The 25,802-nt window shown below is 61.1% G+C and carries 21 protein-coding genes and 1 other RNA gene; 15 read left to right on the top strand and 7 right to left on the bottom strand.

All coding sequences use genetic code 11. The features are described from left to right. Window positions 1–115 precede the first annotated feature (115 nt). From LGH70_RS15985 to LGH70_RS15955, 7 genes are all read left to right on the top strand, one after another. On the top strand, window positions 116–1,234 hold the full coding sequence (locus LGH70_RS15985) for a Smr/MutS family protein (protein ID WP_226187573.1): 1,119 nt from the start codon (window positions 116–118) through the stop codon (window positions 1,232–1,234). Window positions 1,235–1,374: 140 nt separating this feature from the next. Then, the gene (locus LGH70_RS15980; protein WP_226187572.1) at window positions 1,375–2,259 is read left to right on the top strand and encodes an alpha/beta fold hydrolase; all 885 of its coding nucleotides are present in this window, start codon (window positions 1,375–1,377) and stop codon (window positions 2,257–2,259) included. A 146-nt stretch (window positions 2,260–2,405) separates the two neighbouring features. Beyond that, on the top strand, window positions 2,406–3,341 hold the full coding sequence (locus LGH70_RS15975) for a metallophosphoesterase (RefSeq protein ID WP_226187571.1): 936 nt from the start codon (window positions 2,406–2,408) through the stop codon (window positions 3,339–3,341). Window positions 3,342–3,547: 206 nt separating this feature from the next. Further along, on the top strand, window positions 3,548–5,413 hold the full coding sequence (locus LGH70_RS15970) for a M1 family metallopeptidase (RefSeq protein ID WP_226187570.1): 1,866 nt from the start codon (window positions 3,548–3,550) through the stop codon (window positions 5,411–5,413). Window positions 5,414–5,437: 24 nt separating this feature from the next. Then, window positions 5,438–5,881, top strand: a complete 444-nt coding sequence (locus tag LGH70_RS15965) for a DUF4279 domain-containing protein (protein ID WP_226187568.1) — start codon at window positions 5,438–5,440, stop codon at window positions 5,879–5,881. 17 nt (window positions 5,882–5,898) lie between these two features. Continuing rightward, window positions 5,899–6,307: RNase P RNA component class A (rnpB, locus tag LGH70_RS15960), an RNA gene on the top strand. Between the two features lie 366 nt (window positions 6,308–6,673). Next, window positions 6,674–7,831, top strand: a complete 1,158-nt coding sequence (locus LGH70_RS15955) for a sigma-54-dependent transcriptional regulator (RefSeq protein WP_226187566.1) — start codon at window positions 6,674–6,676, stop codon at window positions 7,829–7,831. 216 nt (window positions 7,832–8,047) lie between these two features. On the opposite strand, the gene LGH70_RS15950 is transcribed toward LGH70_RS15955, so the two are convergent. After that, entirely contained in the window at window positions 8,048–9,052 is a 1,005-nt protein-coding gene (locus LGH70_RS15950; protein ID WP_226187564.1) for a phenylacetate--CoA ligase family protein, read from the bottom strand. A 121-nt stretch (window positions 9,053–9,173) separates the two neighbouring features. Here LGH70_RS15950 and LGH70_RS15945 point away from each other — a divergent pair, with 121 nt between their 5' ends. After that, window positions 9,174–9,740 carry a hypothetical protein gene (locus tag LGH70_RS15945; protein ID WP_226187561.1) on the top strand — a complete coding sequence of 189 codons (567 nt, stop codon included), beginning with the start codon at window positions 9,174–9,176 and terminating at the stop codon, window positions 9,738–9,740. Between the two features lie 73 nt (window positions 9,741–9,813). Here the strand turns inward: LGH70_RS15945 and LGH70_RS15940 are convergent, their stop codons facing one another. Beyond that, a complete protein-coding gene (locus tag LGH70_RS15940; RefSeq protein WP_226187557.1) occupies window positions 9,814–12,231 on the bottom strand; it encodes an alpha-ketoacid dehydrogenase subunit alpha/beta in 2,418 nt (805 codons plus the stop codon). A 216-nt stretch (window positions 12,232–12,447) separates the two neighbouring features. Here LGH70_RS15940 and LGH70_RS15935 point away from each other — a divergent pair, with 216 nt between their 5' ends. From LGH70_RS15935 to LGH70_RS15920, 4 genes are all read left to right on the top strand, one after another. Next, window positions 12,448–13,230 carry a DUF1573 domain-containing protein gene (locus LGH70_RS15935; protein ID WP_226187554.1) on the top strand — a complete coding sequence of 261 codons (783 nt, stop codon included), beginning with the start codon at window positions 12,448–12,450 and terminating at the stop codon, window positions 13,228–13,230. Window positions 13,231–13,598: 368 nt separating this feature from the next. Next, a complete protein-coding gene (gene ald / locus LGH70_RS15930) occupies window positions 13,599–14,726 on the top strand; it encodes an alanine dehydrogenase (RefSeq protein ID WP_226187551.1) in 1,128 nt (375 codons plus the stop codon). 67 nt (window positions 14,727–14,793) lie between these two features. Beyond that, window positions 14,794–15,396 (top strand): SMI1/KNR4 family protein, encoded by a 603-nt coding sequence (locus LGH70_RS15925; protein ID WP_226187544.1) that lies wholly within the window; start codon window positions 14,794–14,796, stop codon window positions 15,394–15,396. A gap of 15 nt (window positions 15,397–15,411) precedes the next feature. Continuing rightward, window positions 15,412–17,316, top strand: coding sequence for an LTA synthase family protein (locus LGH70_RS15920; protein ID WP_226187541.1), 1,905 nt, complete (start codon window positions 15,412–15,414; stop codon window positions 17,314–17,316). A 20-nt stretch (window positions 17,317–17,336) separates the two neighbouring features. On the opposite strand, the gene LGH70_RS15915 is transcribed toward LGH70_RS15920, so the two are convergent. From LGH70_RS15915 to LGH70_RS15905, 3 genes are all read right to left on the bottom strand, one after another. After that, on the bottom strand, window positions 17,337–17,747 hold the full coding sequence (locus LGH70_RS15915; protein WP_226187539.1) for a response regulator: 411 nt from the start codon (window positions 17,745–17,747) through the stop codon (window positions 17,337–17,339). After that, a complete protein-coding gene (locus tag LGH70_RS15910; protein ID WP_226187537.1) occupies window positions 17,719–19,608 on the bottom strand; it encodes a sensor histidine kinase in 1,890 nt (629 codons plus the stop codon). The genes LGH70_RS15915 and LGH70_RS15910 overlap by 29 nt, the downstream gene beginning before the upstream one ends. Before the next feature lie 124 nt (window positions 19,609–19,732). Continuing rightward, window positions 19,733–20,134, bottom strand: coding sequence for a type I restriction enzyme HsdR N-terminal domain-containing protein (locus tag LGH70_RS15905; protein WP_348533751.1), 402 nt, complete (start codon window positions 20,132–20,134; stop codon window positions 19,733–19,735). 257 nt (window positions 20,135–20,391) lie between these two features. Between LGH70_RS15905 and LGH70_RS15900 the strand changes: the two genes are divergently transcribed. From LGH70_RS15900 to LGH70_RS15890, 3 genes are all read left to right on the top strand, one after another. Next, a complete protein-coding gene (locus LGH70_RS15900; RefSeq protein WP_100335335.1) occupies window positions 20,392–21,165 on the top strand; it encodes an AMP nucleosidase in 774 nt (257 codons plus the stop codon). A 147-nt stretch (window positions 21,166–21,312) separates the two neighbouring features. After that, window positions 21,313–21,744, top strand: a complete 432-nt coding sequence (locus LGH70_RS15895; protein ID WP_226187532.1) for a hypothetical protein — start codon at window positions 21,313–21,315, stop codon at window positions 21,742–21,744. Between the two features lie 42 nt (window positions 21,745–21,786). After that, window positions 21,787–23,439: an amidohydrolase gene (locus LGH70_RS15890; protein ID WP_226187530.1), complete on the top strand. Its 1,653-nt coding sequence runs from the start codon at window positions 21,787–21,789 to the stop codon at window positions 23,437–23,439. A 225-nt stretch (window positions 23,440–23,664) separates the two neighbouring features. On the opposite strand, the gene LGH70_RS15885 is transcribed toward LGH70_RS15890, so the two are convergent. After that, on the bottom strand, window positions 23,665–24,186 hold the full coding sequence (locus LGH70_RS15885) for a DinB family protein (protein WP_226187528.1): 522 nt from the start codon (window positions 24,184–24,186) through the stop codon (window positions 23,665–23,667). A gap of 131 nt (window positions 24,187–24,317) precedes the next feature. Beyond that, window positions 24,318–25,754: an MFS transporter gene (locus LGH70_RS15880; RefSeq protein ID WP_226187526.1), complete on the bottom strand. Its 1,437-nt coding sequence runs from the start codon at window positions 25,752–25,754 to the stop codon at window positions 24,318–24,320. Between the last annotated feature and the right edge of the window lie 48 nt (window positions 25,755–25,802).

Raw genomic sequence — 25,802 nt, 5'->3', positions numbered from 1 at the left:
GCCTGGCCCTGGCTGAGGGCGGTGGCAGGCGGCAACGCTTATTCAGCCGTTTTTACGGCTACTGCGGCCCCATCAGCCCTTATCCATCAACACCCACGCAACTAACCTTTCCGATATGAACGTAGGAGACCGGGTCCGTTTACTGACCGGCCGCGAAGAAGGCATCGTCACCCGCCTGCTCGATAACGAGCTGGTTGAGGTGGCTATTGATAACGATTTTACCATTCCCGTGCTGCGCCGCGAAATTGTGGTGGTAGCGGCCGAGGAAACCAAAACCTTCGGCCTGAGCGCCAGTGCCGTGGCCGCGGAGAAGAAAATGGCCGCCAACGGCGCGGTACAGGCCGCCAAAGCGGCCAAAGCCGCGGGCACCCCTACCCCGGCGGCCCCCGCTAAAAAAGCCGAAGGCCCCGAGGCTCCGCCCGCGCCCAAAGCCGCCCCAGTGCAGAAAGGCCTCTACCTGGCCCTGACGCACCAGTCGCCCGAGTTGCTGGCCCTGCACATCATCAACCACACGGAGCGCGACGTACTCTTCACCTACGGCGAAGAGCTGCAGGGTAAATACCGCGCCCTGTATGCCGACAAGCTCAAGGCCAAATCGGTGAGCGCGCCCCTGGGCCACTGGCACCTGAAGGACTTCGACAAGTGGCCCGCGCCGGTTATCCAGCTGCTTCCCCACCTGCTGAACGACTCGACGGCCTACGAGCTGCTCACCAAGCGGGTGCAGTTCAAGGCCAACAGCTTCTACACCAGCCGCCAGGCCACCGTGCCCGTGCTGCAGCGCGAAGCCTACTTGTTTCAGCTCGACGAAAAGCCGCCCGTGCCGGTGGCCGTAGCCCCGGAGAAGCTGGCCGAAACCCTGCAGCAGCAGCTCAGCGGCAACGCCCCGGCCAAGCCCGCCGCCGTGGCCCCCGTTCCGGAGCCGGCCAAAGCCCTGGTAGCCCCGCCCCACGAGGTAGACCTGCACCTGGAGGCCCTGGACCCTGAAGCGGCCAAAGCCGAGCCGCCGCTGAGCAACACGGCCATTCTGAAGCTGCAGCTCGAAGCCTTCGAGGACACGCTCAGCCGCGCGTTGGCCACCAACATGCACGAAATCATTTACATCCACGGCTCCGGCAACGGTACGCTGCGCAAGGAGCTGCACAAGCTGCTGAGCCGCAACAAGGACATCAAGTTCTTCGAGGACTCCCAGAAGGAGAAGTTCGGCTACGGTGCCACGCTGGTACGCCTGAAGTAGCGTCCTTTCCTTTTTCCGTTTGTCATGCTGAGCTTGCCGAAGCATCTTTCCCGCAGTAGTAATCCTAGTTACTGTGGCGGGAGATATACTTCGGCAAGCTCAGCATGACGCTTTTACAGTCGATTAGAATTTCTTCCTCCATGCCCGCCGTTTTTGCCCAGCCTGTTCTTATCAAGCTCCCCGACGGGCGCCAGCTGGAGGTGCTGCGCTACGGCGACCCGGCCCACCCGGCGGTGCTGTTTCACCACGGCTATGCATCCTCGGGCCTGAGCATTCCGCCCAACGCGGAGCTGCTGGACCAGCTGCAGCTCCAGATTCTGGCGCCCAACCGGCCCGGCTCCGGCCGCTCGGATGTGCACAAGGCCATGACCCTGGAGTCGTTTGCGGCCGACGTGTTTTTTGCCGTCGATGCCCTGCAGATTCCGGGGCGCCTGGGCCTGCTGGGCTGGTCGGCGGGCGGCCTGTACGCCCAGGCCCAGACGGCGCTGTTTGCCCCGCGCGTGGCCGCCCTGCACCTGCTCAATACCTGCCTGCCGCTGGGTGAACCCGAAACCTACCAGGCCCTGCCGAAGCGCTGGAAAACCATCAAGTTTCTCAACGACTACGCCGCCGGGCTGGCCCAGCCCATGTTTCGCCGCCTCAGCCGCCAGTGGACGCTGGAGCCGGACCGCATGATTGACCGGTTTATGAATATGCTGGGCCCCGCCGAGCAGGAGGAAGCCAACAACCCGGTGTCGCGCATCGTGCTGCGCGACGCGGCCCAGCACGCCTTCACCCACCGCGGCCAGGGCGTGTATTACGACGGCCGCGCCCTGTGTCGCCGCCCCGAGTTTGCGCTGGCCGCCATTCAGGCGCCCACTACCCTCTGGCACGGCACCGATGACTTTATCTGGCACCCCGCGCCTATTCAGTACCTGGCTTCCCGCCTGCCCCACGCCACCCTGCGCATGCTGCCCGGCGAGGGCCACATGCTGTTCCTGAAGTACTGGCGCCAGATTCTGGAACAGGTGCGCGGGGAGCTGTAGCTTTTATCTTTCCCGTTTCGTCTCTCATCCTGAGCTTTGTGAAGGGCCTTATCATGCGAGCACGAGTCGTTGTTACGTCAGTCGTTCGTATCCCATAAGACCCTTCGCAGGCCCAGGACGACAGCTTTTTACTTATTCACTGCCTTATGTACGATCTTATCGGCGACATTCACGGCCATGCCGACGAGCTGCGCCAGCTGCTGGCCAAGCTGGGCTACACCGACCAGCACGGCGTGTACCGCCACCCCTCGCGCCAGGTTATCTTCGTGGGTGATTTCGTGGACCGCGGCCCCAAGATCCGGGAGACATTGCAGATTGTGCGGGCTATGGTTGATGGGGGCGCGGCCCGGGCCGTAATGGGCAACCACGAGTACAACGCCATCTGCTTCTATGAACCGCACCCGCAGGGCGGCCACCTGCGGCCCCATATGCCGCGCAACATCCTGCAGCACCTGCGCACCATCGAGGAGTTCAACGGCCGGGAGCTGTACCAGGAGTGGCAGGACTACATTCAGTGGTTTAAGACCCTGCCCCTGTTTTTGGACCTGGGCCAGCTGCGCGTGGTGCACGCCTGCTGGGACCCGCGCCACATCGACTTCCTGAACTCGGTGCTGACCAACGGCTGCCTGACCGATGCGGTGCTGCTGCGCGCCGCCGACCGCCGCACCCCCGAGTACCACGCCATTGAGGAAACGCTCAAGGGCAAGGAAATTACCCTGCCGCCGGGCCTGAGCTTCCACGACAAAGACCGGAATGAGCGTACCAAAATGCGTATCCGCTGGTGGTGCAACCCCCAAAGCTGCACCTACGCCGACTACTACCTGGAGCGGATTCCGGCCCTCGACCCCCACCCCGTCGACCACGCCAGCCTGCCCGATGCCTACCACTACGCCGAGGAAACGCCGGTGTTTTTCGGGCACTACTGGCTGCGCGGCACTCCGCAGGTGCTACGCCCCCACGCCGTGTGTCTCGACTACAGCGTGGCCCGGGGCGGCGAGCTGGTAGCCTACCGCTGGAGCGGGGAAAAGGAATTGCGACCCGAAAATCTGGTCGTGGCCGGCGAGCTGGCTTCCAGCAGGTAGCCGCGCCTGCCTTTTCCCGATGTTGTAACAATTTCCCTTGTAACAATTTCTTTTTGTTACAAGGGAAATTGTTACAACATCGGCAGACTTGCCACCGTGGATTACCCTATTGCTGCCAACAGAGGGATAGGAAAGCCTGACCCCCATTAATGCTTCACGCAGCCCTGCGCCCATCCTCGTTACTTTGCAGAAACCTTCTGCCTTTTATGCGCCTACCGTTTCCCCAGTTTCTCGCCACCGCCTGCCTGTTGCTGCTCGGCACCGTGGCCCTTGCCCAGCAGCCCCTGCCCATTCCGCTGAACCTGCAAAAGACCTACGCCCAGGGCACCCGTGCCGCTAATGGGCAGCCCGGCCCGAAGTACTGGCAGAACACGGCCGACTACGATATCAAGGTCAGCTTCGAGCCCCAGAGCCGCGTGGTGGCCGGCACCGTGAACATTAGCTACGTCAACAACAGCCCCGATTCCCTGCGCCAGCTCTGGTTTAAGCTCTACCCCAACCTCTACCAGAAAGGCGCCCCCCGCTCCTCCACGTTTTCGCCCGAGGACATCCACGACGGGGTGAAGATTTCGGCCCTGAGCATCAACGGGCAGGCCTTCGACGTGCAAAAGCTGCGCATCGACGCCACCAATATGCCGGTACCCATCAAGGGCCTGGGACCGAAGCAAACGGCCAAAGTCGCCATTACCTACTCCTACACCCTGAACAAAGGCTCCCACATGCGCACCGGCGAGATTGAGCCCGGCGCGGCCTTTGTCGCCTACTTTTTTCCGCGCATCGCCGTTTACGACGACATTGACGGCTGGAACCGCTTCGCCTACAACGGCTCGCAGGAGTTCTACAACGACTTCGCCAACTTCAAGGCGGCCATTACCGTGCCCCGCAACTTTGTGGTATGGGCCACCGGCGACCTGAAAAACGCCGACAAGGTGCTCACGAAAAAGTACGCCAAGCGCCTGGCCGACGCCGAGCAGAACGACGCCGTGGTGCACATCATCGACGAAGCTGACCTCAAGCGCCAGGACATTACGGCCGCCAGCGCCCAGAACACCTGGCTGTTTGAGGCCCAGAACGTGACGGACTTCGTGTTTGCCACCGCCGACCACTACGTCTGGGAATCGACCAGTGTGCTGGTAGACCCGGCCACCAAGCGCCGCACCCGCGTGGATGCCGTGTACAACACCAAGCACAAGGACTATAAGGAAGTGGTGCATTTCGCCCGCAAAACGGTGGAGGCCATGAGCTACACCTTCCCCAAGTGGCCCTTCCCCTACGCCCACGAAACCATCTTCGACGGCCTCGACCAGATGGAGTACCCGATGATGGTGAACGACAACCCGGTGGCCACCCGCGAGGACGCCATTACCCTCACCGACCACGAGATTTTCCACACGATGTTCCCGTTCTACATGGGCGTGAACGAAACCAAGTACGCCTGGATGGACGAGGGCTGGGCCACCATCGGCGAGTGGATTATCTCCGGCATTATCGACCCCAAGCTGGTGGACGACTACGGCGTGGAGCCCTACGCCCGCGCCGCCGACTCGGAAAACGACCTGCCCATCGTCACGCTCACCACCCAGCAGAACGGTACGCCCTTCTTCCTCAACTCCTACCCCAAGCCCGCCATGGGCTACTACTACGTGCGGGATTTGCTCGGCGACGAGCTGTTCACCAAGGCCCTGCACACCTACATCCGCAACTGGAACGGCAAGCACCCGATGCCCTACGACTTCTTCAACTCGATGAACGAGGGCGCGGGCCAAAATCTGAACTGGTTCTGGCAACGCTGGTTTTTCGACGCCGGCCACCCCGACCTGGCCCTGCAAAGCGTAACCCAGCAAAGCATCATCGTGGAAGCCAAAGGCAGCAAGCCCGTGCCGGTAGACCTGACCGTGACCTTCGCCGACAACTCCACCCAGAAGCTGCACCGCACCATTGCCGTGTGGCAGGACGGCAGCAAGACCGTCACGGTGCCGCTGGACGGCAAAAAAGCCGTGAAGAAAGTAGTGCTGGGTCACACCTACACCCCGGATAATAACAAGGCAAATAACGTGTGGGAAGCGAAGTAATTTCGGGCTTCCACTTTCTATCCTATGTCCCGCAACCTTCAGTTCTCAGCTACTAATTTTGATGTCGAATCCTTGAGGGGAGGACTTGAACTTGAGTTAGAAGAGATTCATAAGCAAGGCGAGCCACTTTATGTAGGCGGCCCTCCTTATTCAAATTCAGGCTTCCTAATTACCTATAGCAAAGCTGATTTCGATTCCTTCCAGCAGCAGATTGAGGATGCAATAGCTTTCATAAAGAAGCATAAGCATGACCTAAAGCTCTTAGGGGATTTAAAAGCAAGTTTGCCTGACAGTGAATATGTTTTTTGCTTCTGTATCCATACCAGGATGTCTAATGACTATTTACAGGAAGATCAGTTCCCAAATGAATTATTGAAGCTTTTAGGTGAAATAGGAGCAGGTCTCAGCCTTACTCAATTTCATCCTTATACACCAGAAGAGGAAGGGGAAGAAGAAAGCAACTATTAACCCCTACCTTTGCCCCAGTGATGGGTCGCCCCACCGCGGCAAGGGAGGCAACTCCGGCGACGAGGAAAGTCCGGGCAACGCAGAGCACCCTGCTTCCTAACGGGAAGGACTGGCACGCGTAAAGCAAACCAGGACAGCCAGTGCCACAGAAAAGTACCGCCTACGTCGCCCTCGGGCGGCCGGTAAGGGTGAAAAGGTGCGGTAAGAGCGCACCAGCGGCTGGGCAACCACGCCGGCTGGGTAAACCTCAGGGGTTGAAAGACCAAATAAGCTGGTACGCAAGCCGCAAGGCCTGCACCGGGCGGCTCGTCCGGCGCCAGCGGGTAGGTTGATGGAGCCTTTCCGCGAGGACTGGCCTAGATAAATGGTGGGGCCGCTCCTGCTCGCAGGGGCGGACAAAACCCGGCTTACAGACTCATCACCGGCTTCAGACGGCCGCCGCAGCTTCGGGTGCGGCGGCCGTTTTGGTGTGTAGTGCGGCTACGCGAATCTCGTAGAGATGCCGCGCAGACCAGATCCATTTGTTTTTATGCCCCGCAACCGGAACAGGGCTCAAAACCATTTGTTTCTGAGCCCCGCAACGGTTGCAGGGCTCGGAAACAAATGGTTTTATGCTCCGCAACCGTAGCAGAGCTTAGAAACAATCGTTTTTAGACGCCGCTACGGTTGCGGAGCACAGAAACAAATGTTTCCGTGCTCCGCAACCGTAGCGGCCCGGCCTTTTTCGCGTAGGCCCACACTGTGCGGCTCACACTTTTCGTTACATTCGCTGCCTACACCTGTTCCAACCTTATGCCCAGAATCCTGATAATTGACGACGAAAAGGCCATTCGGAATACTCTCAAGGAGATTCTGGAGTACGAGAGCTACACCGTCGACCAGGCCGAGGACGGCCCCACCGGCCTCGACATGCTGATCAAGAACAAGTACGACGTGGTGCTCTGCGACATCAAAATGCCCAAGATGGACGGCATTGAAGTGCTGGAGCGTGCCCAGATTGCCTCTCCCGACGCCGCCTTCATCATGGTGTCGGCCCACGGCAACATCGATACGGCCGTGGATGCCACCAAGAAAGGCGCGTTCGACTTCATCCAGAAGCCGCCGGATCTGAACCGGCTGCTGGTAACGGTGCGCAACGCCCTGGACCGCACCAAGCTGGTGACCGAAACCAAGACGCTGAAAAAGAAGATTGCCAAAAGCTCGGAAATGATTGGCTCCTCGGCCGAGCTGGAAGCCGTGCGCAAGCAGATTGCCAAAGTAGCCCCCACCGACGCCCGGGTGCTGATTACGGGCCCCAACGGCGCGGGCAAGGAAATGGTAGCCCGCAACCTGCACGAGCTCAGCAACCGCGCCAACGGGCCCATGGTGGAAGTCAACTGCGCCGCCATTCCCTCCGAGCTGATCGAATCAGAGCTGTTTGGTCACGAGAAAGGGTCGTTTACCTCGGCCGTGAAGCAGCGCATCGGCAAGTTTGAGCAGGCCGACGGCGGCACGCTGTTCCTGGACGAAATCGGCGACATGAGCCTCTCAGCCCAGGCCAAGGTGCTGCGCGCCCTGCAGGAAAACAAGATTACCCGCGTGGGCGGCGAGAAGGAAATTTCGGTGAACGTGCGCGTGATTGCCGCTACCAACAAGGATCTGCAGCAGGAAATTGCCGACCGTAATTTCCGCGAAGACCTTTACCACCGCCTCTCGGTCATCCTGATCAAAGTACCGGCCCTGAACGACCGGCGCGACGATATTGCCGACCTGGTGCAGCGCTTCCTGCAGGATATTGCCCGCGACTACGGCGACAAGCCCAAGAAAATCGACCAGGCCGCCCTCGACTACCTCAAAGCCCTCGACTGGCGCGGCAACATCCGGGAGCTGCGCAACGTGGTCGAGCGCCTCATCATCATGAGCGACGAAACCATCACCGAAGCCGACGCCCGGGCCTTTGCCGGGAAGTAACCTCCCCCCGGCCCGGCTCTGCTTTATGCACAGAGTCCTTGAGAGAGGGAAGCCTTTCGACATCGTTATAGGGAGTTAGGTTGGTTTATTGAACTGACACTTCCTGTTTCATAACGCTCAATAATATCAATAAAGGCCTCCGCTGCACAGTGGAGGCCTTTATTATGTTGCGCCATCAGGCTCCCCTCTCCTCAAGAAGAGGGGCCGGGAGTGAGGTTACACCATCTGATTACAGCCGCGCACGTCCGAGTTGTCCAGGCGGCCCAACACCTCAAACGAGCCGTCGGAGTACTGGCGGGCCAGGTCCTTGGTTTCGATAAATGCGCAGGAATCCACGTTGGCCAGGTCGATGACGTTGATGCCGCCGTCGGGGCGCGTGGTGGATACCGAGAACGGGTCGGCAGGGTCGCGCAGCAGGATGCGCAGCGGAGCCGGACAGTGAAAACGGCCGTCGCCGAGGCTGTAGGCCTGGGAGAGCAGCTCCGTCATGCCGTACTCGGAATGAATACCGGCGGGCCCGAAAGCCTGCTGCAGCTCGGCGTGCAGCTCCTCCCGAATCATTTCGCGGCGGCGGCCTTTCATCCCGCCGGTTTCGAGCACCGTCAGGTTCTGCAATTCGGGCGCGGCCCCATACTCAGCTACCAAGTCCAGCAACGCATAAGACACGCCAATGAGCATGACGCGCCGCGTCGTATCCCGTTTAGCCTCGGCCAGAGCTTGCAGCAGGGCGGCGTGGTCGTGCAGGAAGAAGGCGGGCTGGGTTTGCCCCGACTGCCGGGCGAAGTAATCGACCATGGCCACCAACGATGACTGGCCCTGCTCCAAGTACGAGGGCAGCAGGGCCAGAAACGTCCAGCCGGTAAGCGGGCGGCCATACACCTGCTCGAAGATGCGGGCGGCATTCCGGCGGTAGAGTTGCGGGTCGCGCAACAGGTGGCGGCTGCGCTGCTGCTGAGTGGTGCCGCTGCTCAGAAACACCTCCTGCGGCTCCCAGGCCGCGGGCTCGGTGCGTACTTCGTGGGTTTTGAAAAACTCGATGGGCAGAAACGGAATATCGGTCAGCTGCTGCACCGCATCGGGCTGGCAGCCCAGCTGGTGCAGCCACTGCTGGTAGGGCGGGCAATGCCGGGCCTGGTGCCGGAACAGCTGCAGGGCCAGGGCCTCGAACGAGGTGGCCGAAACAGCGGAAAGTGCCGGCAGGTAGGTGTCGCGGAAACTCATTGAATGGTGGCGTGGTTAGCGAATTAGTATAACAAACGCGGTGGCTCTTCGTTGAGAAGTTGTACCTTCCTCCGCAGGATTCAGCTCCCGTTTACGCCCTCTATTGCTGCTTGCTATGACCATGTTTCGTACTCTTAAGATTGGAACCGCGGCGGCCCTGGCTGCAACAGCCGGCCTGCTCCCCTCCTGCATCGAGGCCCCGGACTATCCCGACGCGCCCCGTATCGAGTTCAAGGAGCTACGGGTAGAGCGCAACGCGCCCGGCGGGGTTTTCGTCCCGATTGATTCGGTGAAAATAACCGTTGACTTCACCGACGGCAATGGCGACCTGGGCCTGGAACCCGACGAGCTAAGCGCCCCCTACAACCCGCGCGACGCCAACGGCAACTACAACCGCACGACTGATAATTACTTTATCAAAGCCTTTCGCCGTAGTAGTCCGACTGCAGAATTTGTTCCCTACGAAAGTGGTAGCACACAAGGGTATAGCAGCCGCTATCCGCGCCTTTTCAGCCCTGATGGGAAAACCGGGCCGCTGAAAGGCAGCATCACCTTCACACTGCCCCTGACGCTGGGCAGCCCGTTTTTCCCCGGCGAGGAATTGCGCTTTGAGGTCAGCATCATGGACCGCGCCCTGAACGAGAGCAACAAGATTACCACGTCGAGCTACATCGTGCAGCCCCGCTAGCTTCGGCGGGAGCCCACACGAAAATGCCGGCCGGATGCAGACGCGTCCGGCCGGCATTTTTGTGTTTGCGTGGCTAATAAATAGCCGGAAAACGCTTGGGGTCAGCCTCGTGCATCAGCTCGTACACGGCATCGAATACATCCTCGGCGTTGGGCTTCGAGAAATAGTCGCCGTCGGAGCCGTAGGGCGGGCGGTGGGCCTGCGCGGCCAGGCAGCGGGGCTGCGAGTCGAGGAAGCGGTAGCCCAGTTGCTCATCCAGCACGTGCTGCATCATGTAGGCCGTGGCCCCACCGGGCACGTCTTCGTCGGCAAACAGCACGCGGTTGGTTTTGCGCAGGCTGTCGGCAATGATGTGCTCCACGTCGAAGGGCAGCAAGGACTGCACATCAATAATTTCCGCTGAGATACCAACTTCGGCCAGCTGCTTGGCGGCGTCCTGCACAATGCGGCACATCGAGCCGTAGGTCACGATGGTCACGTCCTGGCCTTCGCGCAGGATTTCGGGCACGCCCAGGGGCACCGTGAATTCGCCGACGTTCTGCGGAATCCGCTCTTTGAGACGGTAGCCGTTCAGGCACTCAATCACCAGTGCAGGCTCGTCGGAGCGCAACAGCGTGTTGTAGAAGCCGGCCGCCTGGGTCATGTCGCGGGGCACTAGTACATGCATACCGCGGATGCTGCTCAGAATCATGCCGATGGGCGAGCCGGAGTGCCAGATGCCTTCCAGCCGGTGGCCGCGGGTGCGCACAATCAGCGGGGCTTTCTGGCCGCCTTTGGTGCGGTACTGCAGGCAGGCCACGTCGTCGCTCAGAATCTGGATAGCGTAGAGCAAATAGTCCAGGTACTGAATTTCGGTAATGGGACGCAGGCCCCGTAGCGCCGCCCCGATGCCCTGCCCGATGATGGTGCACTCCCGGATGCCGGTGTCGGTAACGCGCAGCTCGCCGAATTTCTCCTGCAGACCGGCAAAGGCCTGGTTTACGTCGCCAATCTTGCCCACATCCTCGCCAATGGCGAAAATGGTCGGGTCGCGACGGAAGTTGGCCTCGAAGCAGGCCTGCAGCACTTCCCGGCCATCCACCTGGGGCGTATCGGCGGCAAACTCGGCCGGCACGACTTCGATATTCAACGCGGCCTGCTCGCTCTGGCTGAACAGGTAGGAGTTATACCGGTCGGCGTTTTCGGCCAGAGCCTGCTCCAGATAGTCTTTCAGTTCCTGGCGGGCGGCGCTGCGGCGCTTGTCGCGCACGAAGCGCAAGGCCCGCTTCACCGTGCGCACAATGTCGGCCCGAATGGGCGTCGGGTTGTGGCGCAGCAGCTCCACCATCTCGTGCAGGGCGTTTTCCTCCCCGGTTTCGGCTACCAGCTTTTCCAGCAGTGCCACGGCTTCGTCGCGGTCCTGCTTGATGGGGTTGAAGAAGGCATCCCAGGCGGCCACGCGGGCCTTTTTCACCAGGTCTTTGGCTTCGTTCTCAATCTGGTCGAGCTCTTCGGCCGTGGCGTAGCCTTCGCTGAGCACCCACTCCCGCATTTTGCGCAGGCAGTCGTGCTCTTCCTCCCAGCTCAGGCGCTCCTTGCTCTTGTAGCGCTCGTGCGAGCCGGAGGTGGAATGGCCCTGGGGCTGGGTTACTTCCGTCACGTGAATCAGCACGGGCACATGCTCGCGGCGGCACACCTCGGCGGCCCGCTGGTAGGTATCGACCAGGGCCGGGTAGTCCCAGCCTTTGACCACGAAGATTTCGAAGCCCTGCTCGCCGGGCGCGTTGCGCTGGAAGCCGGCCAGAATCTCGCTGATGCTCTGCTTGGTGGTCTGGTATTCGGCGGGAACGGAGATGCCGTAGTGGTCGTCCCACACCGAAATCAGCATCGGAATCTGGAGTACGCCGGCCGCATTGATGGCCTCGAAGAACATGCCTTCCGAGGTACTGGCGTTGCCGATGGTGCCGAAAGCTACTTCGTTGCCGTTCACCGAAAACTGCGTCAGCTCGTGCAGCTCGGGGTTTTGGCGGTAGAGCTTGGAGGCATAGGCCAGGCCCACGAGGCGGGGCATCTGGCCGGCGGTGGGCGAAATATCGGCCGAGGAGTTCTTCAGCTCGGCCAGGTTCTTGAAGTTGCCGTCCTCATCGAGCAGGCGGGTGGCGAAGTGGCCGTTCATGGCGCGGCCGGCGGTGGCAGGCTCGGCTTCGGCATCGGGGGTGGCGTAGAGCTGGGCGAAGTACTGCTGCAGGGTCAGCTCGCCGGCGGCCAGCATGAAGGTTTGGTCGCGGTAGTAGCCCGAGCGGAAGTCGCCGGGCTGAAAGGCGCGGGCCATGGCCAGCTGGGGCAGCTCTTTGCCGTCGCCGAAGATACCGAACTTGGCCTTGCCCATAAATACTTCCTTGCGGCCGGCCAGGGAAGCATGCCGGCTTTCCCAGCCCAGGCGGTAGTCGCGGAGCAATTCTTCTTTGCTAAGGGCGGCCGTGGCCGCTACAAGGGATTCAGCAGTGGACATATAGAAAGGAAGTAGGCGGGAATTAGAGGCAGAAAAATCGGGTGGGAAAAGGCCCGCACGGAAGCCGGCCCGCAAAAGTACGGATTTGGGCGCGAGCTTTCACGAGGCAGCTTTTTGCCACCCCTACGCAACAGGCGCGTTTTTGTCTATCTTTGGGTTACAGAGAGCCTGGCGGCCGGCTGTTTCACCTGATTCGTATTTATTCTACTTCCTCCTATGAAAAACCTTGTCTCTTTTTTCCTGGCCGCAGTGCTCGGCCTGGCTCAGCTGGGGGCGCGTGCCCAGGGCGTGATGACCTTCGAGAAAGAAACGCACGACTTCGGCAACGTGGCTGAGGGCACGATGGCCACGCACGAGTTTAAGTTCAAGAACACCGGCAACCAGCCCATTATCATTGCCAACGTGCAGGCCAGCTGCGGCTGCACCACCCCCGACTGGACCAAAACGCCCGTGCTGCCCGGCAAGAACGGCATCATCAAGGCCATGTACAGCAGCGCCGGCCGCCCCGGCATCTTCAACAAGACTGTGACCGTGACCAGCAACGCCGCCACGCCCAGCTCGGTGCTGACCATCAAAGGCAACGTGCTGAACAAGGACGAGGTGAAGGCCACCCTGACGCCGGCCCAGCTGGCGCAGTCGCCCCGCCTGGTGCTGGACCGCACCACCCACGATTTCGGCAAGATGGAAGCCGGCCAGCAGCCAGTGGCCAAGTTCACGGTGAAGAACACGGGCAAACAGGATCTGGTGCTCGGCACGCTCACCTCGGGCTGCAACTGCGTGGGCTACAAAACCACGCCTCCAACCATCAAGGCCGGCCAGAGCAGCACCATCGAGCTGATTTACGGCCAGCGCCAGGTCGGCAAGATGGCCGATGTGGTAACCATCAGCTCCAACGACCTGAACGGCGACACCAAGCTCACGCTGAAAGCCAATGTGGTGCGCGACCTGAACGCGGCCAGCATGGTGAAGGAGAGTGGCGTAGCCGTACCGTTTAAATAAACCGGAAGCAGGGCTTCTTTCTCAACCGTCATCTGGTCTGAAGCTGAGCGTGAAGAAGTGACTTCTTCCTTGTTCTGCCAAACTTCATTCAATGCAAAAAGCCCTTTGCCACTACATGGCAAAGGGCTTTTTGCATTTGTTCATCTTTTATAAACCAGAGGAGCAGCGTGCTTCACTTTGCGTGCGCCGGAGGAAGGATGACAGGGTAAACAGATAAGAAAGGCAGGCGGCTGATTCGCCATTAATGCAACCCGGCGGAACCTTCCTTGTCAATAGCCGCATTTTACACCCATCGAAGCCGGCTTCTTTTGTATCTTTGCGGCCGTTTTCAGCAAGTGTATTCCTCCACCCCCACCTTAGTTTCTGCCATGATCATCGGCGTACCGAAAGAAATCAAAAACAACGAAAACCGTGTCGGCCTCACCCCTGCTGGCGTAGCCGAATTCCGCAAGCATGGCCACGAGGTATTCGTGCAGGCTACTGCCGGCGAAGGCAGCGGTTTTCCGGATGCCGAGTATGAGCAGGCCGGTGCCACCATCCTCGCCACCATCGAGGAAGTGTATGCCAAGGCTGAAATGATTGTGAAGGTGAAGGAGCCGATTGCCTCGGAGTACCCGCTCATCAAGGAAAACCAGCTGTTGTTCACCTATTTCCACTTTGCCTCCGGTGAAGAGCTGACCCACGCCATGATTGAGCGCAAGGCCGTGTGCCTCGCCTACGAAACCGTGGAGCTGCCCTCGCGCGCCCTGCCCCTGCTCATTCCGATGAGTGAAGTGGCCGGCCGCATGGCTCCGCAGGAAGGCGCCAAGTACCTGGAGAAACCCCTGAAAGGCCGCGGCATTCTGCTCGGCGGCGTACCCGGCGTGAAGCCCGCCAACGTGGTAGTACTCGGTGGTGGCATCGTGGGCACGCAGGCCGCCAAAGTAGCCGCTGGCTTAGGTGCGCAGGTAACCATCATGGACATCAGCCTGACCCGTCTGCGCGAGCTGGACGACTTCATGCCCAAGAACGTGGTGACGCAGTACTCGAACGAGTACAACATCCGCGAAGCCATCAAAACTGCTGACCTCGTGGTGGGCGCCGTGCTGATTCCCGGCGCCAAGGCTCCCCACCTGATTACCCGCGACATGCTCAAGACCATGCGCCCCGGCACCGTGCTCGTGGACGTGGCCGTGGACCAGGGCGGCTGCATCGAAACCTGCAAGCCGACGACCCACGAAAACCCGACCTACATCATCGACGACATCGTGCACTACTGCGTGGCCAACATGCCGGGCGCGGTACCTTACACCTCTACCCTGGCGCTGACCAACGCTACGCTGCCCTACGCCGTAAAGCTGGCCAACCTGGGCTGGCAGGAAGCCTGCCGCCGCGACGCCTCGCTGCGCCTGGGCCTGAACGTGGTGCACGGCGAAGTGGTGTACCCCGGTGTAGCTGAAGCCTGGAACCTGCCGCTGGTAAGCGTGGATTCCGTACTGGAAGCAGCGCACGCCTAAGTTAAGTTTTAAGCAAAACAAGCCTTCCCGATCTAACCGTCGGGAAGGCTTTTTTGTAACGTACTCCATGAAAGGAATTCTGTATACCGGCGGCGAGCTGACCGACCTAGTAAGCTTTGCCCGGCTTCCCTCCTACCTGCAGGCTTTTTTGCGCGAGCAGAACGGCGTGGTGGCTTACTTCGGCGGGCTCCATATCCGGGGCTGCGTGAGCGAGCCGGCCTGGCACGCCCTGCACCCCGTTTGGCAGGGCGACACGGCCTTCTGGCGCACCTACGAGGCCGTGCTGGAAACCGACATTCCCTTTGCCCAGGACTGCGTGGGCAACCAGTTCCTGCTACGCGGCGACGCGGTGCTGTTTCTGGACACCGAAACTGGCGAACTAGCCGATCTGGAAGTCGACTTCAAGCACTTCCTGTTCGGCATTGAGAAGTTTCCGCTCGACGCCCTGGGCATGGAGCCGTTGCGCGGCTTTCAGCAGCGGGGCGGCGCGTTGCAGCCCGGCCAGCTGCTGAGCCTGTACCCGCCGGTGTGCATTGCCTCGGCCGCCAACAAGCCGCGCCTGAAGCTGCAGCCCGTAGCCGAGCGCCTGGCCTGGCTGGCCGACTTCTACCGCCAGATCAAGGACTTGCCCAGCGGACAGCGCGTTCACCTCAAGCCCAGTCAGGATTAACGTTTCTTCGCCCGCATGATTCCCCCGCTGTTGCGTCTGCTGCTGCGCCGCCTCTCGTTGCTGATGGCGGCCTACGTGTTCTTGCGCCTAGGCTTTTACCTGGCCAATCGGGAAGCATTTCTGGAGGCCAGCACCAGCCAGGTCTTGTGGGCGTTCTGGCACGGCTTCCGGTTTGATATTTCGGCCATCCTGCTGCTGAATACGCCGTTTTTGCTGCTGTCCCTGATACCGGCATTCGGGCGCAGCTGGCAACGGGCCCTGCGGGGGGTGTTCCTAGTGCTGAATGCCCCGGCCCTGGCCGTCAACATCATCGACAGCGTCTACTTCAAGTTTATCGGGCGCCGCACCTCCGACGAGTTATTTACCATCACCGGCGACATTCAGCGGCAGGCCGGGCAGCTGGTGGGGCACTACTGGTTTCTGCTGCTCCCGTTTTGCGTGCTGTTTGGGCTGCTGTGGTATTTCTATCCACTGCCCACGGCCCGGGATGCGGAGTACTACGCCCAGGAGCCACGCACCATCCGGCGCTTTGCCCGTCCTGTTCTGGAAGTGCTGATGCTGGCCGCGCTTACCGTGCTGGGCATCCGGGGCGGCCTGCAATTGAAACCCCTGCGCACCGGCCACGCCTTCATGCAGACCTCCCCCCCGATTCTGGGGCACGTGGCGCTGAACAGCACCTTTACGTTCCAGAAAAGCTTCGGCTACCAGCCGCTGGAGCGGCGCCAGCACTTCCCGTCGGCTGAGGCACTGCGGGCGGCACTGGCCATTCATAAGCCGGCCCCACGCCCTGCGGCCCCGCGCGACAACGTGGTGATTCTGCTGGTGGAAAGCTTTTCCTCCGAATACAACGGCATCGAAAATGGCGGCAAGGGCTACACACCCTTCTTCGATTCGCTGGCCGCCAAGGGCCTGCTGTTTCGGGAGCATTACGCCAACGGGCGCCGCTCCATCGAGGCGTTGCCGGCGGTGCTGGCGGGTTTGCCGGGTTTGATGGAAAGCTCCTTTATCACCTCCAAGTTCCAGACCGACGAGCTGCACGGCCTGGGTGAGCTGCTGGGCCGCCACGGCTACGCTACCTCCGTGTTTCACGGGGCCCAGAACGGTACGATGGGCTTCAACACTTTTGCCGGCATGGCGGGAATGCAGCGCTATTTCGGGCTGAACGAATACCCCGGCGGGGCTAAAAGCCCGGATTACGACGGGCACTGGGGCATTTTCGACGAGCCCTACCTGCAGTACTTTGCCCGGGAGCTGAGCAAGCAGCAGGAGCCATTCCTGTCCACGGTCTTCACCCTGACTTCCCACGAGCCGTTCCCGGTACCGGCCAAGTACCAAGGCAAGTTCGCGGCCGGTGAGCTGCCCATTCACGCCTCCATCGGCTACACCGATTTCGCCCTGGGGCAGTTTTTCAAGGAAGCCGCCAAGCAGCCCTGGTTTAACCGCACGCTGTTTATTCTGCTGGCCGACCACACCTCCCAGACCCTGCGCCCCGAGTACCAGAACGTGCTGGGCTCCTTCAAAACGCCGCTGCTGCTCTACCGCCCCGGCGGACCGCTGCCCGCCGCCGACGTGCACCGCATCACCCAGCAGGCCGACGTGACGCCGACGGTGGTGGATTACCTGGGAATTCGGGCCGACCAGCAGCTGCTGCCCTTTGGCTATTCGGTGTTTGATTCGACCACCACGGGGCGGGCCATTTTTCTGCGCGACAACTCCCACTTTCTGGTGCACCGCGACTTCGTGACGGAGCTGACGGCCACCAACGAGGTGCGCCTCTACCCCTACCAAACCCACAGCATGCCGGCCGAGCCGCTCCGGAATCCTGACCCGCGCAAGCTCAAGCAGTACGGCGACGAGCTGAAGGCCTGCCTGCAGCTGTTCACCAACGGCCTGCTCGACAACTCCCTCTACAAATATTAAGGCTGTTGCCGCCGCTGGCCCTACTCCTGGCCGGCCTCGTTCACTAGCTGCGACTGAATAGCGCGGATTTCTCCCCTGTCTATCGGCTTGTGAATCAGGCCCGACACCAGCTCGTATTCCCTGGATCTTTCCAGGTCGGCCAGAGCCAGGGAAGACGTGAGAATGTAGATGTGGCAGTGGCCGCGCAGCTCCTCCCGGTAGGGCGCCAGCGCATCCAGAAACTGCCAGCCGTTCATCAGCGGCATGTTCAGGTCCAGAAAAACCACCGTTGGCGCCGCCGCATCCTTTTCCCGCATCAGCACCGCCAGCGCCTCGGTGGCCGACTGAAACGTGCAAATGGTGTTCGAAAACCCTTCGGCGCGCAACAACTGCTCGGTGAGGTAGATACCAAGGTCGTCGTCGTCAATCAGGTAGGTTTTCATCAGCGGCATATAGGCTAAAGTAGAGAATAAATTGGGTTCCCTCGTTTACTCGGCTTTCTACGGTAACCTGTCCGTGCATCGATTCGACGTGGGCCTTCACCAGAAACAGGCCGATACCACGGCCGGGTTTGTCGGGGTGGAAGCGCCGGTAGAGCTGAAACAGGTTGTCGCCGGCCTGCTCCTGGTCGAAGCCCAGGCCATTATCGGCCACCACAATAGTGGTATCCTGTGCCGGACTGGTGGTGGCCGAAATGTTAATCTGCAGGGGCCGCGCATCCGACCGGTATTTGATGGCGTTGGAAATCAGGTTGTGGAAGATACTGTGGAAATAGGCCCGGCTGCCCAGTATGCGCAGTTCGGGCGGAATATCGATGTGCAGCTGACCGCCACACTCGCGCAGTAGCTCCTCCAGGCCATGCAGCGCCTGTCGGCATACCGCAGCCAGGGCCACGGGCTCGGGCCGGTAGCCATGCTGACGGTCGCGCACCGATAGAATACCGTTGACGTCGGTGAGCACGCCATCCAGCTTCTGCAGGCTGGTTTGCAGGTTTTTCAGCGAGTCGTCGAAGACAGTGGACTGCTTATCAACGCGGGTGAGCAGGTTGGCAAAGCCCAGGGCATTAGCCAGCGGGGCCCGCAGGTTGTGCGACACGATGTAGGTGAACTGCTGCAGGTCGGTGTACTGGGTTAGCAGCTTCCGCGCCATCTGCTGCTGCAATTCCTCAGCCTCCCGGCGCTCGGTGATGTCCTGCATGGCCCCAATCATGCGCACGGGCTGGCCTTGCTCGTCGCGCAGCAGGTAGCCCCGGTCGAATACCACGGCCCAGGAGCCATCGGCGCGGGCAAAGCGGTACTCTTTCTGCCAGAAAAAGGTGTCGGTGGCCAGCGCTATTTTGCGCAGGCCGGCTACCACGCGCTGGTAGTCTTCGGGGTGCACTTTGTCGCCCCAATAATCAAACGGGGTGGGATTATGGGGCAGCTGATAGCCAAACAGCGTCTCGAAGCCCTCCCCCCAGAGCAGCGTGTCGGCGACTACACTCCAGTCGTAGAGGGCGTCGGTGGTAGCCTTCAGCGCGAAATGAAACCGCTCGTTGCTGGCCACCAGCTCTTCTTCCGCCTCCTTCTGCTGGGTCTGGTCGTGCACGATGCCCACCAGCCGGTGGCAGGTACCCGTATCATCTACCACGGGCGTCACGCTGACCTCGCCGACGACGCGGCCGGAGGGATAGTGGGAAGTTTCGAGCCACACGACCCGCTGCCCAGTGGTAATGGCCTCGTGGTATTTTTCCAGCACCAACGATAGGGAGGGCTCCGGAATAATGTCGTGCACGTAGCTGCCCACCACTTTTTCGACCGACAGACCGGTGGTTTTCTCGAAGGCCTGATTGACGAAGCCGAAGCGGTAGCGCCCGGCCGCCTCCACGTTCAGCACGAAGGTAACGTCGGCTATGTTATTGAAGATGATGGACAAGTACCGCTCCCGTTCCAGCAGCGCCGTGTTGGTCGCTGCATCGGACGAGGCCGGCTTCACCAGGCCGTACACGCCTGCCCGGGGGCCCGCCACCCCGGGCAGCGGCAGCAGCGTCACCCAGAGCAGCAGCACTTCGCCCCGCAGCACTACCTGCACCTTGTAGCCCACTACGCCACCAGATGCCGCGTACTCCAGCGGGGGCGGCGTGTGCGCGGGGTCGGCGGGCCGCAGCAGCTCCAGCAGGCGAGCTTCCGTGAACTGCCCCGGCGGCTCGCCCAGCCACTCGGCCAGTCCGGCCGTGGCGTGCAGCAGTTCCCCCCGCTCATTTAGCACGAAGGCGGCCGTAGTCCGGCTCAGCTCAAACGGCATGCTACCCACAGATGCGGCGGAATTCATCATAAGCCCGAAGAATACGTGTCAGAGCAGCCGATTGGCCCCCGCCAGCCGGGGCAGTTCGCCCATAGGCGAAAGAACAAAAATTGGCGGATAGCCACTCTATGACGCCGCATAAATCTGCTCTGGCTCAGGCCCGCACGGCGTCGGCATACGACGGAATGGCGGCCAGTCGCTCGTTGGTGCGCGTGGCGAAGTTGACGCGCCAGCAGTAGTGCTCCAGGCCATTGGTAAGCAGCAGCAGCGGGGCCCCGATGGTTAGGTTGTAGGTGGCTGCCTGGTGGGCCACGGCCGCCGTAATGGGCACCGAGGGCCGTTTGCATTCCACCAGCAGCAGGGGCTTGCCGGCAGCATCAAAGGCGCAGAGGTCGGTGCGCTTCTGGCGCTGGTTGTAGGCGTGGCCCCGCTCCAGGCTCAGCAGGCTTTTCGGATACCCCAGATGGTCAATCAGGTAGTGTACCACGTGCTGGCGCACCCACTCTTCGGGCGTCAGCACCACTTGTTTGCGGCGCAGAATATCCCAGATTAGCAAATTTTCGCCGGATTGGGTAACTTTGTACGCGAAAGGCGGCAGACTCAGTTCTTGCATCACCTACAAAGGTACGGCCCGGAGCCTCTGCACCAGCTTTTCATCCGGGTACCGTCGTACAATCGTTCGACGGTTTTTTTGTACCCAACCCGGTGATTTAGCGAGTCGGTGATTTAGCGAGTTTTTCGTTCGAAAGCCCATTATTTCCACAACCCGCCAAACCACATGCTCACTAAATCACTAACTCACTAACTCACCATATGAAAACCAAAGCCGACATTGTCGAGAACTGGCTGCCCCGCTACACCGGCGTGCCCCTGAACGAGTTTGGCCAGTACATCCTGCTGACCAACTTTATCAACTACGTAACCATGTTCGCTGAGCAGTTCGGCGTTGAAATCCGGGGCATCGACAAGCCCATGCAGACGGCTACGGCCAACAACATCACCATTATCAACTTCGGTATGGGCTCCCCTATGGCCGCCACGGTAATGGATTTGCTGGGTGCCATCAAGCCCAAAGCGGCCCTGTTTCTGGGCAAGTGCGGCGGCCTGAAAAACAAGACCAAGCTCGGTGACCTCATCCTGCCCATCGCCGCTATCCGGGGCGAAGGTACTTCCGATGACTACCTGCCGGCCGAAATTCCGGCCCTGCCCTCGTTCCGTTTGCAGCGGGCCGTGTCGTCGATGATCAAGAAGCACGAGAAGGACTACTGGACCGGCACGGTGTATACCACCAACCGCCGCGTGTGGGAGCACGACGAGAACTTCAAGGACTATCTGCGCCAGATCCGGGCCATGGCCGTGGACATGGAAACGGCCACCATTTTCACCGTCGGCTTCGTCAATGAGATTCCCCACGGCGCCCTGCTGCTGGTGAGCGACAACCCGATGACCCCCGAGGGTGTGAAGACCTCGGAGAGCGACAAAAAGGTGACGTCTGACTACGTGACGTCCCACCTGCAAATCGGTATTGACTCGCTGATTGAGCTGCAAAACTCGGGCGAATCGGTGAAGCACATGCGCTTCGAGTAGCGAAAGATGTTGCTACACACGATTTTATAAGTGGCAGTAACTCTGCAACAAATCCCCGGTACCGCCAATGGTGCCGGGGATTTTTCGTAATCTGCGGCCTCAAACCTGGATTCCGCCCTTTCTTAACCGCACATTATTGTTCTGCTTATGCCCGTGTTTTCTACCCCGTATCTGGAAATTTACCACGACGCGCCCCGGCAGATACTGACGGCCAAGTGGCTGCGCGGCGTGATGCCCTTCGAGCTGCACCGGGGCTACCATGCCCTGCTCGACCAAGCCGTGGAGCGCGACTGCCGGTTCTGGCTGCTGGACATTCGGCGCCGTGCCTGCATCGACTCCTCCGACGTGCTCTGGACGCTGAACGAGTTTTTGCCCCAGGTGTATCCCCGCCTGAAGCGCCCAGCGTATCTGGCCTTCCTGATGGCGCCCCACCACCTGGCCGGCGACCTGGCCGACGGCCGCGTGCCCGACCCGGCGTACTACAACGAGCGGCCCTACCGCAACGAGCGGTTCACGGACAAAGAGGCGGCACTAGAGTGGCTGCAGCACTGCCACCAGCTCGAAGAAGTAGCCCGCTAAGGCCTTGCGCGCAGCAAGGCGCGGGTGCGTACCTTCGCACCCATGACTCCAACTCTGCGCTCCTTTCTACTGCTGCCGCTGCTGGGCTTTGCGGCCTGCACCTCCTCCCCCTCCCGTCAGCCCGCCGACCTGCTGGTCTACAACGCCACGGTCTACACCGTCGACTCCACCTTCTCGCAGGCCCAGGCCTTTGCCGTGCGCGAGGGCAAGTTTGTAGCCGTGGGCCCGGCCGATTCGCTACGGCAGCAGTTTCAGGCCGCGCGGGAAGTCGATGCCCAGGGCCAGTTTGTGTATCCAGGCTTTTACGACGCCCACTGCCACTTCTACCGCTACGCCCTGGGCCTGCGCGACGCCGATCTGGTGGGTACCACTTCCTGGGCTCAGGTGCTGGAGAAGCTGCAGCAGCACCGCAAGCAGTACCCGCAGGCCGCCTGGCTCACGGGCCGCGGCTGGGACCAGAACGACTGGAGCAGCAAGCAGTTTCCGACCAAAGATGAGCTGGACCGCCTGTTTCCCGACGTGCCGGTATTCATCATCCGCGTCGATGGGCACGCCGCGCTGGTGAACCAGAAGGCCCTGGAGCTGGCCGGCGTCACGGCCGCTACGCCCATCAGCGGCGGCACAATTACCAAAGCCGCGGACGGCAAGCTCACCGGCTTGCTCGTGGATAACGCTGTGGACCTAGTATCGGTCAAGATTCCGGAGCCAACCCCGGCCGAAGCCAACACCCTGCTTCTGCAGGCCCAGCAGCTGTGCCTAGCTGTAGGCCTGACCAGCCTCGCCGATGCCGGCCTCGACAAGCCCAACATCGACCAGATGGCGGCTTTGCAACAACAGGGCAAGCTCAAGCTGCGCCTCTACGCCATGCTCAACCCGACGGCGGCCAACAAGGAGTTTTACTTTAGGAACGGGCCCGTGTTTCAGGACCGGCTCACGGTGAACTCCTTTAAGGTGTATGCCGACGGGGCCCTGGGCTCCCGCGGCGCCTGCCTCGTCGAGCCCTACCACGATAAGCCCAAGGAAACGGGCTTCCTGCTGTCTACCGAGAAAGAATACCGGACCCTGGCCCGGGAAATTGCGGCCAGCAAGTTCCAGATGAACACCCACGCCATCGGCGACTCGGCCAACCGCATCATCCTCAGCATTTATGGCGAGGCGCTGAAGGGCCGCACAGACCGGCGCTGGCGCATCGAGCACGCCCAGGTCATCACGCCCGCCGACATGCCCAAGTTCGGGCAGTTTGGCATCGTGCCCTCGGTGCAGCCCACTCACGCCACCTCCGATATGTACTGGGCCGGCGAGCGACTAGGCCAGCAGCGCCTGAAAACGGCCTACGCCTACGAGGAGCTGCGCAAGCAGTACGGGCAGGTGGCCATCGGCTCCGACTTCCCGGTGGAGGACATCAACCCGCTGTTTGGCTTCCACTCGGCCGTGGCCCGGCAGGATGCCAAGAACTACCCCAACGGCGGCTTCCAGATGGAAAACGCCCTGAGCCGCCCCGACGCCCTGCGCGGCATGACCACCTGGGCCGCCCACGCCGGCTTCGAGGATAAACAGAAAGGCAGCATCAAGCCCGGCATGGCCGCCGACTTCGTGGTGCTGAACAAAGACCTGCTCAAAGCCCCCGCGGCCGAGCTGCGCGGGGCCCAGGTACAGCAAACCTGGATTGCCGGCGAGCAAGTGTATAAGAGATAATGTGGAGAATGTGCTGATGTGCTAATTCTCTGTCCTTGCGAGGACGAAGCACGAAGCAATTCGTCCGCTGAAACGTGCTGAGTGCCCTGAAGTGAAAAGCCCTTTCCCACGCGAGTAGGAAAGGGCTTTCTGGTAAAAGAGCGTGTCGTGCTGCGCAGAGGACGGATGGCCGCGTGTCTGCTTCATGCGCAGAATACTCGCAAGGACACGCTGATTATTAGCACATTACCGCACGGGGGCTTCGTCGGCGGAGCCGCCGTAGATGGCGGGCACGGGAATATCGAGCAGGCGCAGATACACGCTCATCTGGCCGCGGTGGTGAATCAGGTGGTTCAAAACCAGGGTGCGGGCCACGGCGGCGCGGGGCAGCTGCATAAAGACCTGCTCGCCGCGGCGCATGGTCCACAGGTCGTGGAAGGTGGCATCGTCCACGTCGGCCAGGGCTTTGTGAATGTTCTCGGCGTTGAGGTCGAAGCGGCCCAGTACTTCGTCGGTGGTGGTGGGCGACGGTAGCGGCGTGACGGTGGCCAGGTCGGTTTCGGGACCCTGCAACGACATTTCCAGGAAGCCCACCAGGTTGGCCATGTGCGAAGCCAGCGTACCCAGCTTCATGGATTTGGGGTGGGGCTGCCAGCCGAACTGCTCGGTGGGCACCCGTTCCAGCAGGCGGCGGGTGAGCAGCAGTTCGCGCTTGAGCTCCTGGCTAAGGGCAGTTTGCAGGGAAGGCTGAGTGGCGGGTGTCGACATAACGGGCAGGATTGAGAGTGGTGGAAACGACGTTACAAGCGGAATCCGGCCGAAAAGTTAAGCGCCGGCCGGAAACCCCACTAAAAAAGCCCCGCCTGGGGGCAGGGCTTTTTCAGGCAACGGCGGGCCGGCTACTTTACCGAGGCCGGCATGCCCACGTTGGGCGTGGCCGGCGGTGGGCCCACGGCGTTGACGGCAAGTGGCGGCTCGTCGCGCAGCTTGCGGCCCCGCAGGGTGAGCAGGAAGATCAGGCCCAGCACGAAGAACACGATGAGCGACAGAATGCTGTTGCGCATGGAGCCCGTAATCTGGGCAATGACCCCGAACACGGCCGTGCCAATGACGATGCTGAGCTTCTCGGTGACGTCGAAGAAGCTGAAGAAGGCGGCAGTATTGGGCGTATTCTCGGGCATAATCTTGGAGTAGGTGCTGCGCGACAAACTCTGGATGGCGCCCATCGTGAGGCCGATAACCGAGGCCAGGGCGTAGAAGCTCCAGCCGGCCTGCACGTAGTAGCCCGCCACGCAGATCAGCATCCAGATGAACACCGACCAGCTCAAGGCCCGGGTGTTGCCGATGCGCTCCGAGAGCTTGGAGAACAGCCAGGCGCCCAGAATACCCACCAGCTGCAGCAGCAGGATGGTCAGAATCAGGGCCGAGCTTTCGAGCTTCAGCTCCTCGTCGCCGAAGATGGTGGCCACGTACATCACCGTCTGCACGCCCATGTTGTAGGTGAAGTAGGCCAGCAGAAACCGTTTCAGGTTGGGCAGGTGCTTAAGCTGGTCCCAGACCTTGCCCAGCTCCCGGAAGCCGTTGAGCAGCCAGCCGGCTTCGTCGTTGGCCCCGGCGGGGCGGCCCGGGTCGGCGGGCAGGGTGAAGAAGGGAATCTGGGCGAAGCCGGCCCACCAGATACCGGTCAGCAAAAAGGCCAGGCGGGTGGCAAAGCCTTCTTCGAGGCCCAGCGTCTCGTGGCCCATAATCAAACCCAGGCAGATAACGAGCAGCAGTACCGAGCCGATGTAACCCATCGAAAAGCCCCGGGCCGAGAGCGAGTCGTACTTCTCCTCCGAAGCAATAAGCGGCAGGTAGGAGTTGTAGAACACGATGGAGCCCGAGAAGCCAATCGTGGCCGAGATGAAGACGAAGGTGCTGGCCGTGAAGGTATCCGGGGTGAAGAAGAACAGGGCCGTGCAGGAGGCCGCGCCCAGGTAGCAGAAGATCTGCATGAACAGCTTCTTGCGGCCCGAGAAGTCGGCCAGCGACGTGAGGAAGGGGCTAATCAGGGCAATAAGCAGGAAGGCGGCCGATATGGCGTAGGTCAGCAACGACGAGCCCGGCACCTGGAAACCCAGGAAGTCGACGGGGCTCTTGCCGCTGTCGGTGCCCGTGACCTGCTTCACCATCGCGCCCCAGTAGATGGGGAAGATGGAGCTGGTAATCACCAGCGGGTAGACCGAGTTGGCCCAGTCGTAGAAGGTCCAGCCGCGGGTGATGCGCTTGTCGTCCTTGGGAATGTCACTGAAGGAAGCATCCGGCGCGGCGGCCGGCGTAGTAGAGGCTGTGGTCATGCGGGCAGAGGTTGGCAGTGTGGTGCTGGGCAAGATAACGGGAATTCC

It is taken from the genome of Hymenobacter nitidus, assembly GCF_020447315.1.
Classification (GTDB): Bacteria; Bacteroidota; Bacteroidia; order Cytophagales; family Hymenobacteraceae; genus Hymenobacter; species Hymenobacter nitidus.
This window is presented reverse-complemented; position numbering and strand designations above follow the sequence as displayed.

What these genes read in the sequence shown, in the direction of transcription:
- LGH70_RS15915 (WP_226187539.1), bottom strand. Translation starts at nt 17,747, where the DNA reads ATGCCGCTGATGAAAACCTACCTGATTGACGACGACGACCTTGGTATC.
- LGH70_RS15980 (WP_226187572.1), top strand. Translation starts at nt 1,375, where the DNA reads ATGCCCGCCGTTTTTGCCCAGCCTGTTCTTATCAAGCTCCCCGACGGG.
- ald (WP_226187551.1), top strand. Translation starts at nt 13,599, where the DNA reads ATGATCATCGGCGTACCGAAAGAAATCAAAAACAACGAAAACCGTGTC.
- LGH70_RS15945 (WP_226187561.1), top strand. Translation starts at nt 9,174, where the DNA reads ATGTTTCGTACTCTTAAGATTGGAACCGCGGCGGCCCTGGCTGCAACA.
- LGH70_RS15895 (WP_226187532.1), top strand. Translation starts at nt 21,313, where the DNA reads ATGCCCGTGTTTTCTACCCCGTATCTGGAAATTTACCACGACGCGCCC.
- LGH70_RS15885 (WP_226187528.1), bottom strand. Translation starts at nt 24,186, where the DNA reads ATGTCGACACCCGCCACTCAGCCTTCCCTGCAAACTGCCCTTAGCCAG.
- LGH70_RS15935 (WP_226187554.1), top strand. Translation starts at nt 12,448, where the DNA reads ATGAAAAACCTTGTCTCTTTTTTCCTGGCCGCAGTGCTCGGCCTGGCT.
- LGH70_RS15890 (WP_226187530.1), top strand. Translation starts at nt 21,787, where the DNA reads ATGACTCCAACTCTGCGCTCCTTTCTACTGCTGCCGCTGCTGGGCTTT.
- LGH70_RS15985 (WP_226187573.1), top strand. Translation starts at nt 116, where the DNA reads ATGAACGTAGGAGACCGGGTCCGTTTACTGACCGGCCGCGAAGAAGGC.
- LGH70_RS15975 (WP_226187571.1), top strand. Translation starts at nt 2,406, where the DNA reads ATGTACGATCTTATCGGCGACATTCACGGCCATGCCGACGAGCTGCGC.
- LGH70_RS15880 (WP_226187526.1), bottom strand. Translation starts at nt 25,754, where the DNA reads ATGACCACAGCCTCTACTACGCCGGCCGCCGCGCCGGATGCTTCCTTC.
- LGH70_RS15950 (WP_226187564.1), bottom strand. Translation starts at nt 9,052, where the DNA reads ATGAGTTTCCGCGACACCTACCTGCCGGCACTTTCCGCTGTTTCGGCC.
- LGH70_RS15925 (WP_226187544.1), top strand. Translation starts at nt 14,794, where the DNA reads ATGAAAGGAATTCTGTATACCGGCGGCGAGCTGACCGACCTAGTAAGC.
- LGH70_RS15955 (WP_226187566.1), top strand. Translation starts at nt 6,674, where the DNA reads ATGCCCAGAATCCTGATAATTGACGACGAAAAGGCCATTCGGAATACT.
- LGH70_RS15910 (WP_226187537.1), bottom strand. Translation starts at nt 19,608, where the DNA reads ATGATGAATTCCGCCGCATCTGTGGGTAGCATGCCGTTTGAGCTGAGC.
- LGH70_RS15940 (WP_226187557.1), bottom strand. Translation starts at nt 12,231, where the DNA reads ATGTCCACTGCTGAATCCCTTGTAGCGGCCACGGCCGCCCTTAGCAAA.
- LGH70_RS15900 (WP_100335335.1), top strand. Translation starts at nt 20,392, where the DNA reads ATGAAAACCAAAGCCGACATTGTCGAGAACTGGCTGCCCCGCTACACC.
- LGH70_RS15970 (WP_226187570.1), top strand. Translation starts at nt 3,548, where the DNA reads ATGCGCCTACCGTTTCCCCAGTTTCTCGCCACCGCCTGCCTGTTGCTG.
- LGH70_RS15920 (WP_226187541.1), top strand. Translation starts at nt 15,412, where the DNA reads ATGATTCCCCCGCTGTTGCGTCTGCTGCTGCGCCGCCTCTCGTTGCTG.
- LGH70_RS15965 (WP_226187568.1), top strand. Translation starts at nt 5,438, where the DNA reads ATGTCCCGCAACCTTCAGTTCTCAGCTACTAATTTTGATGTCGAATCC.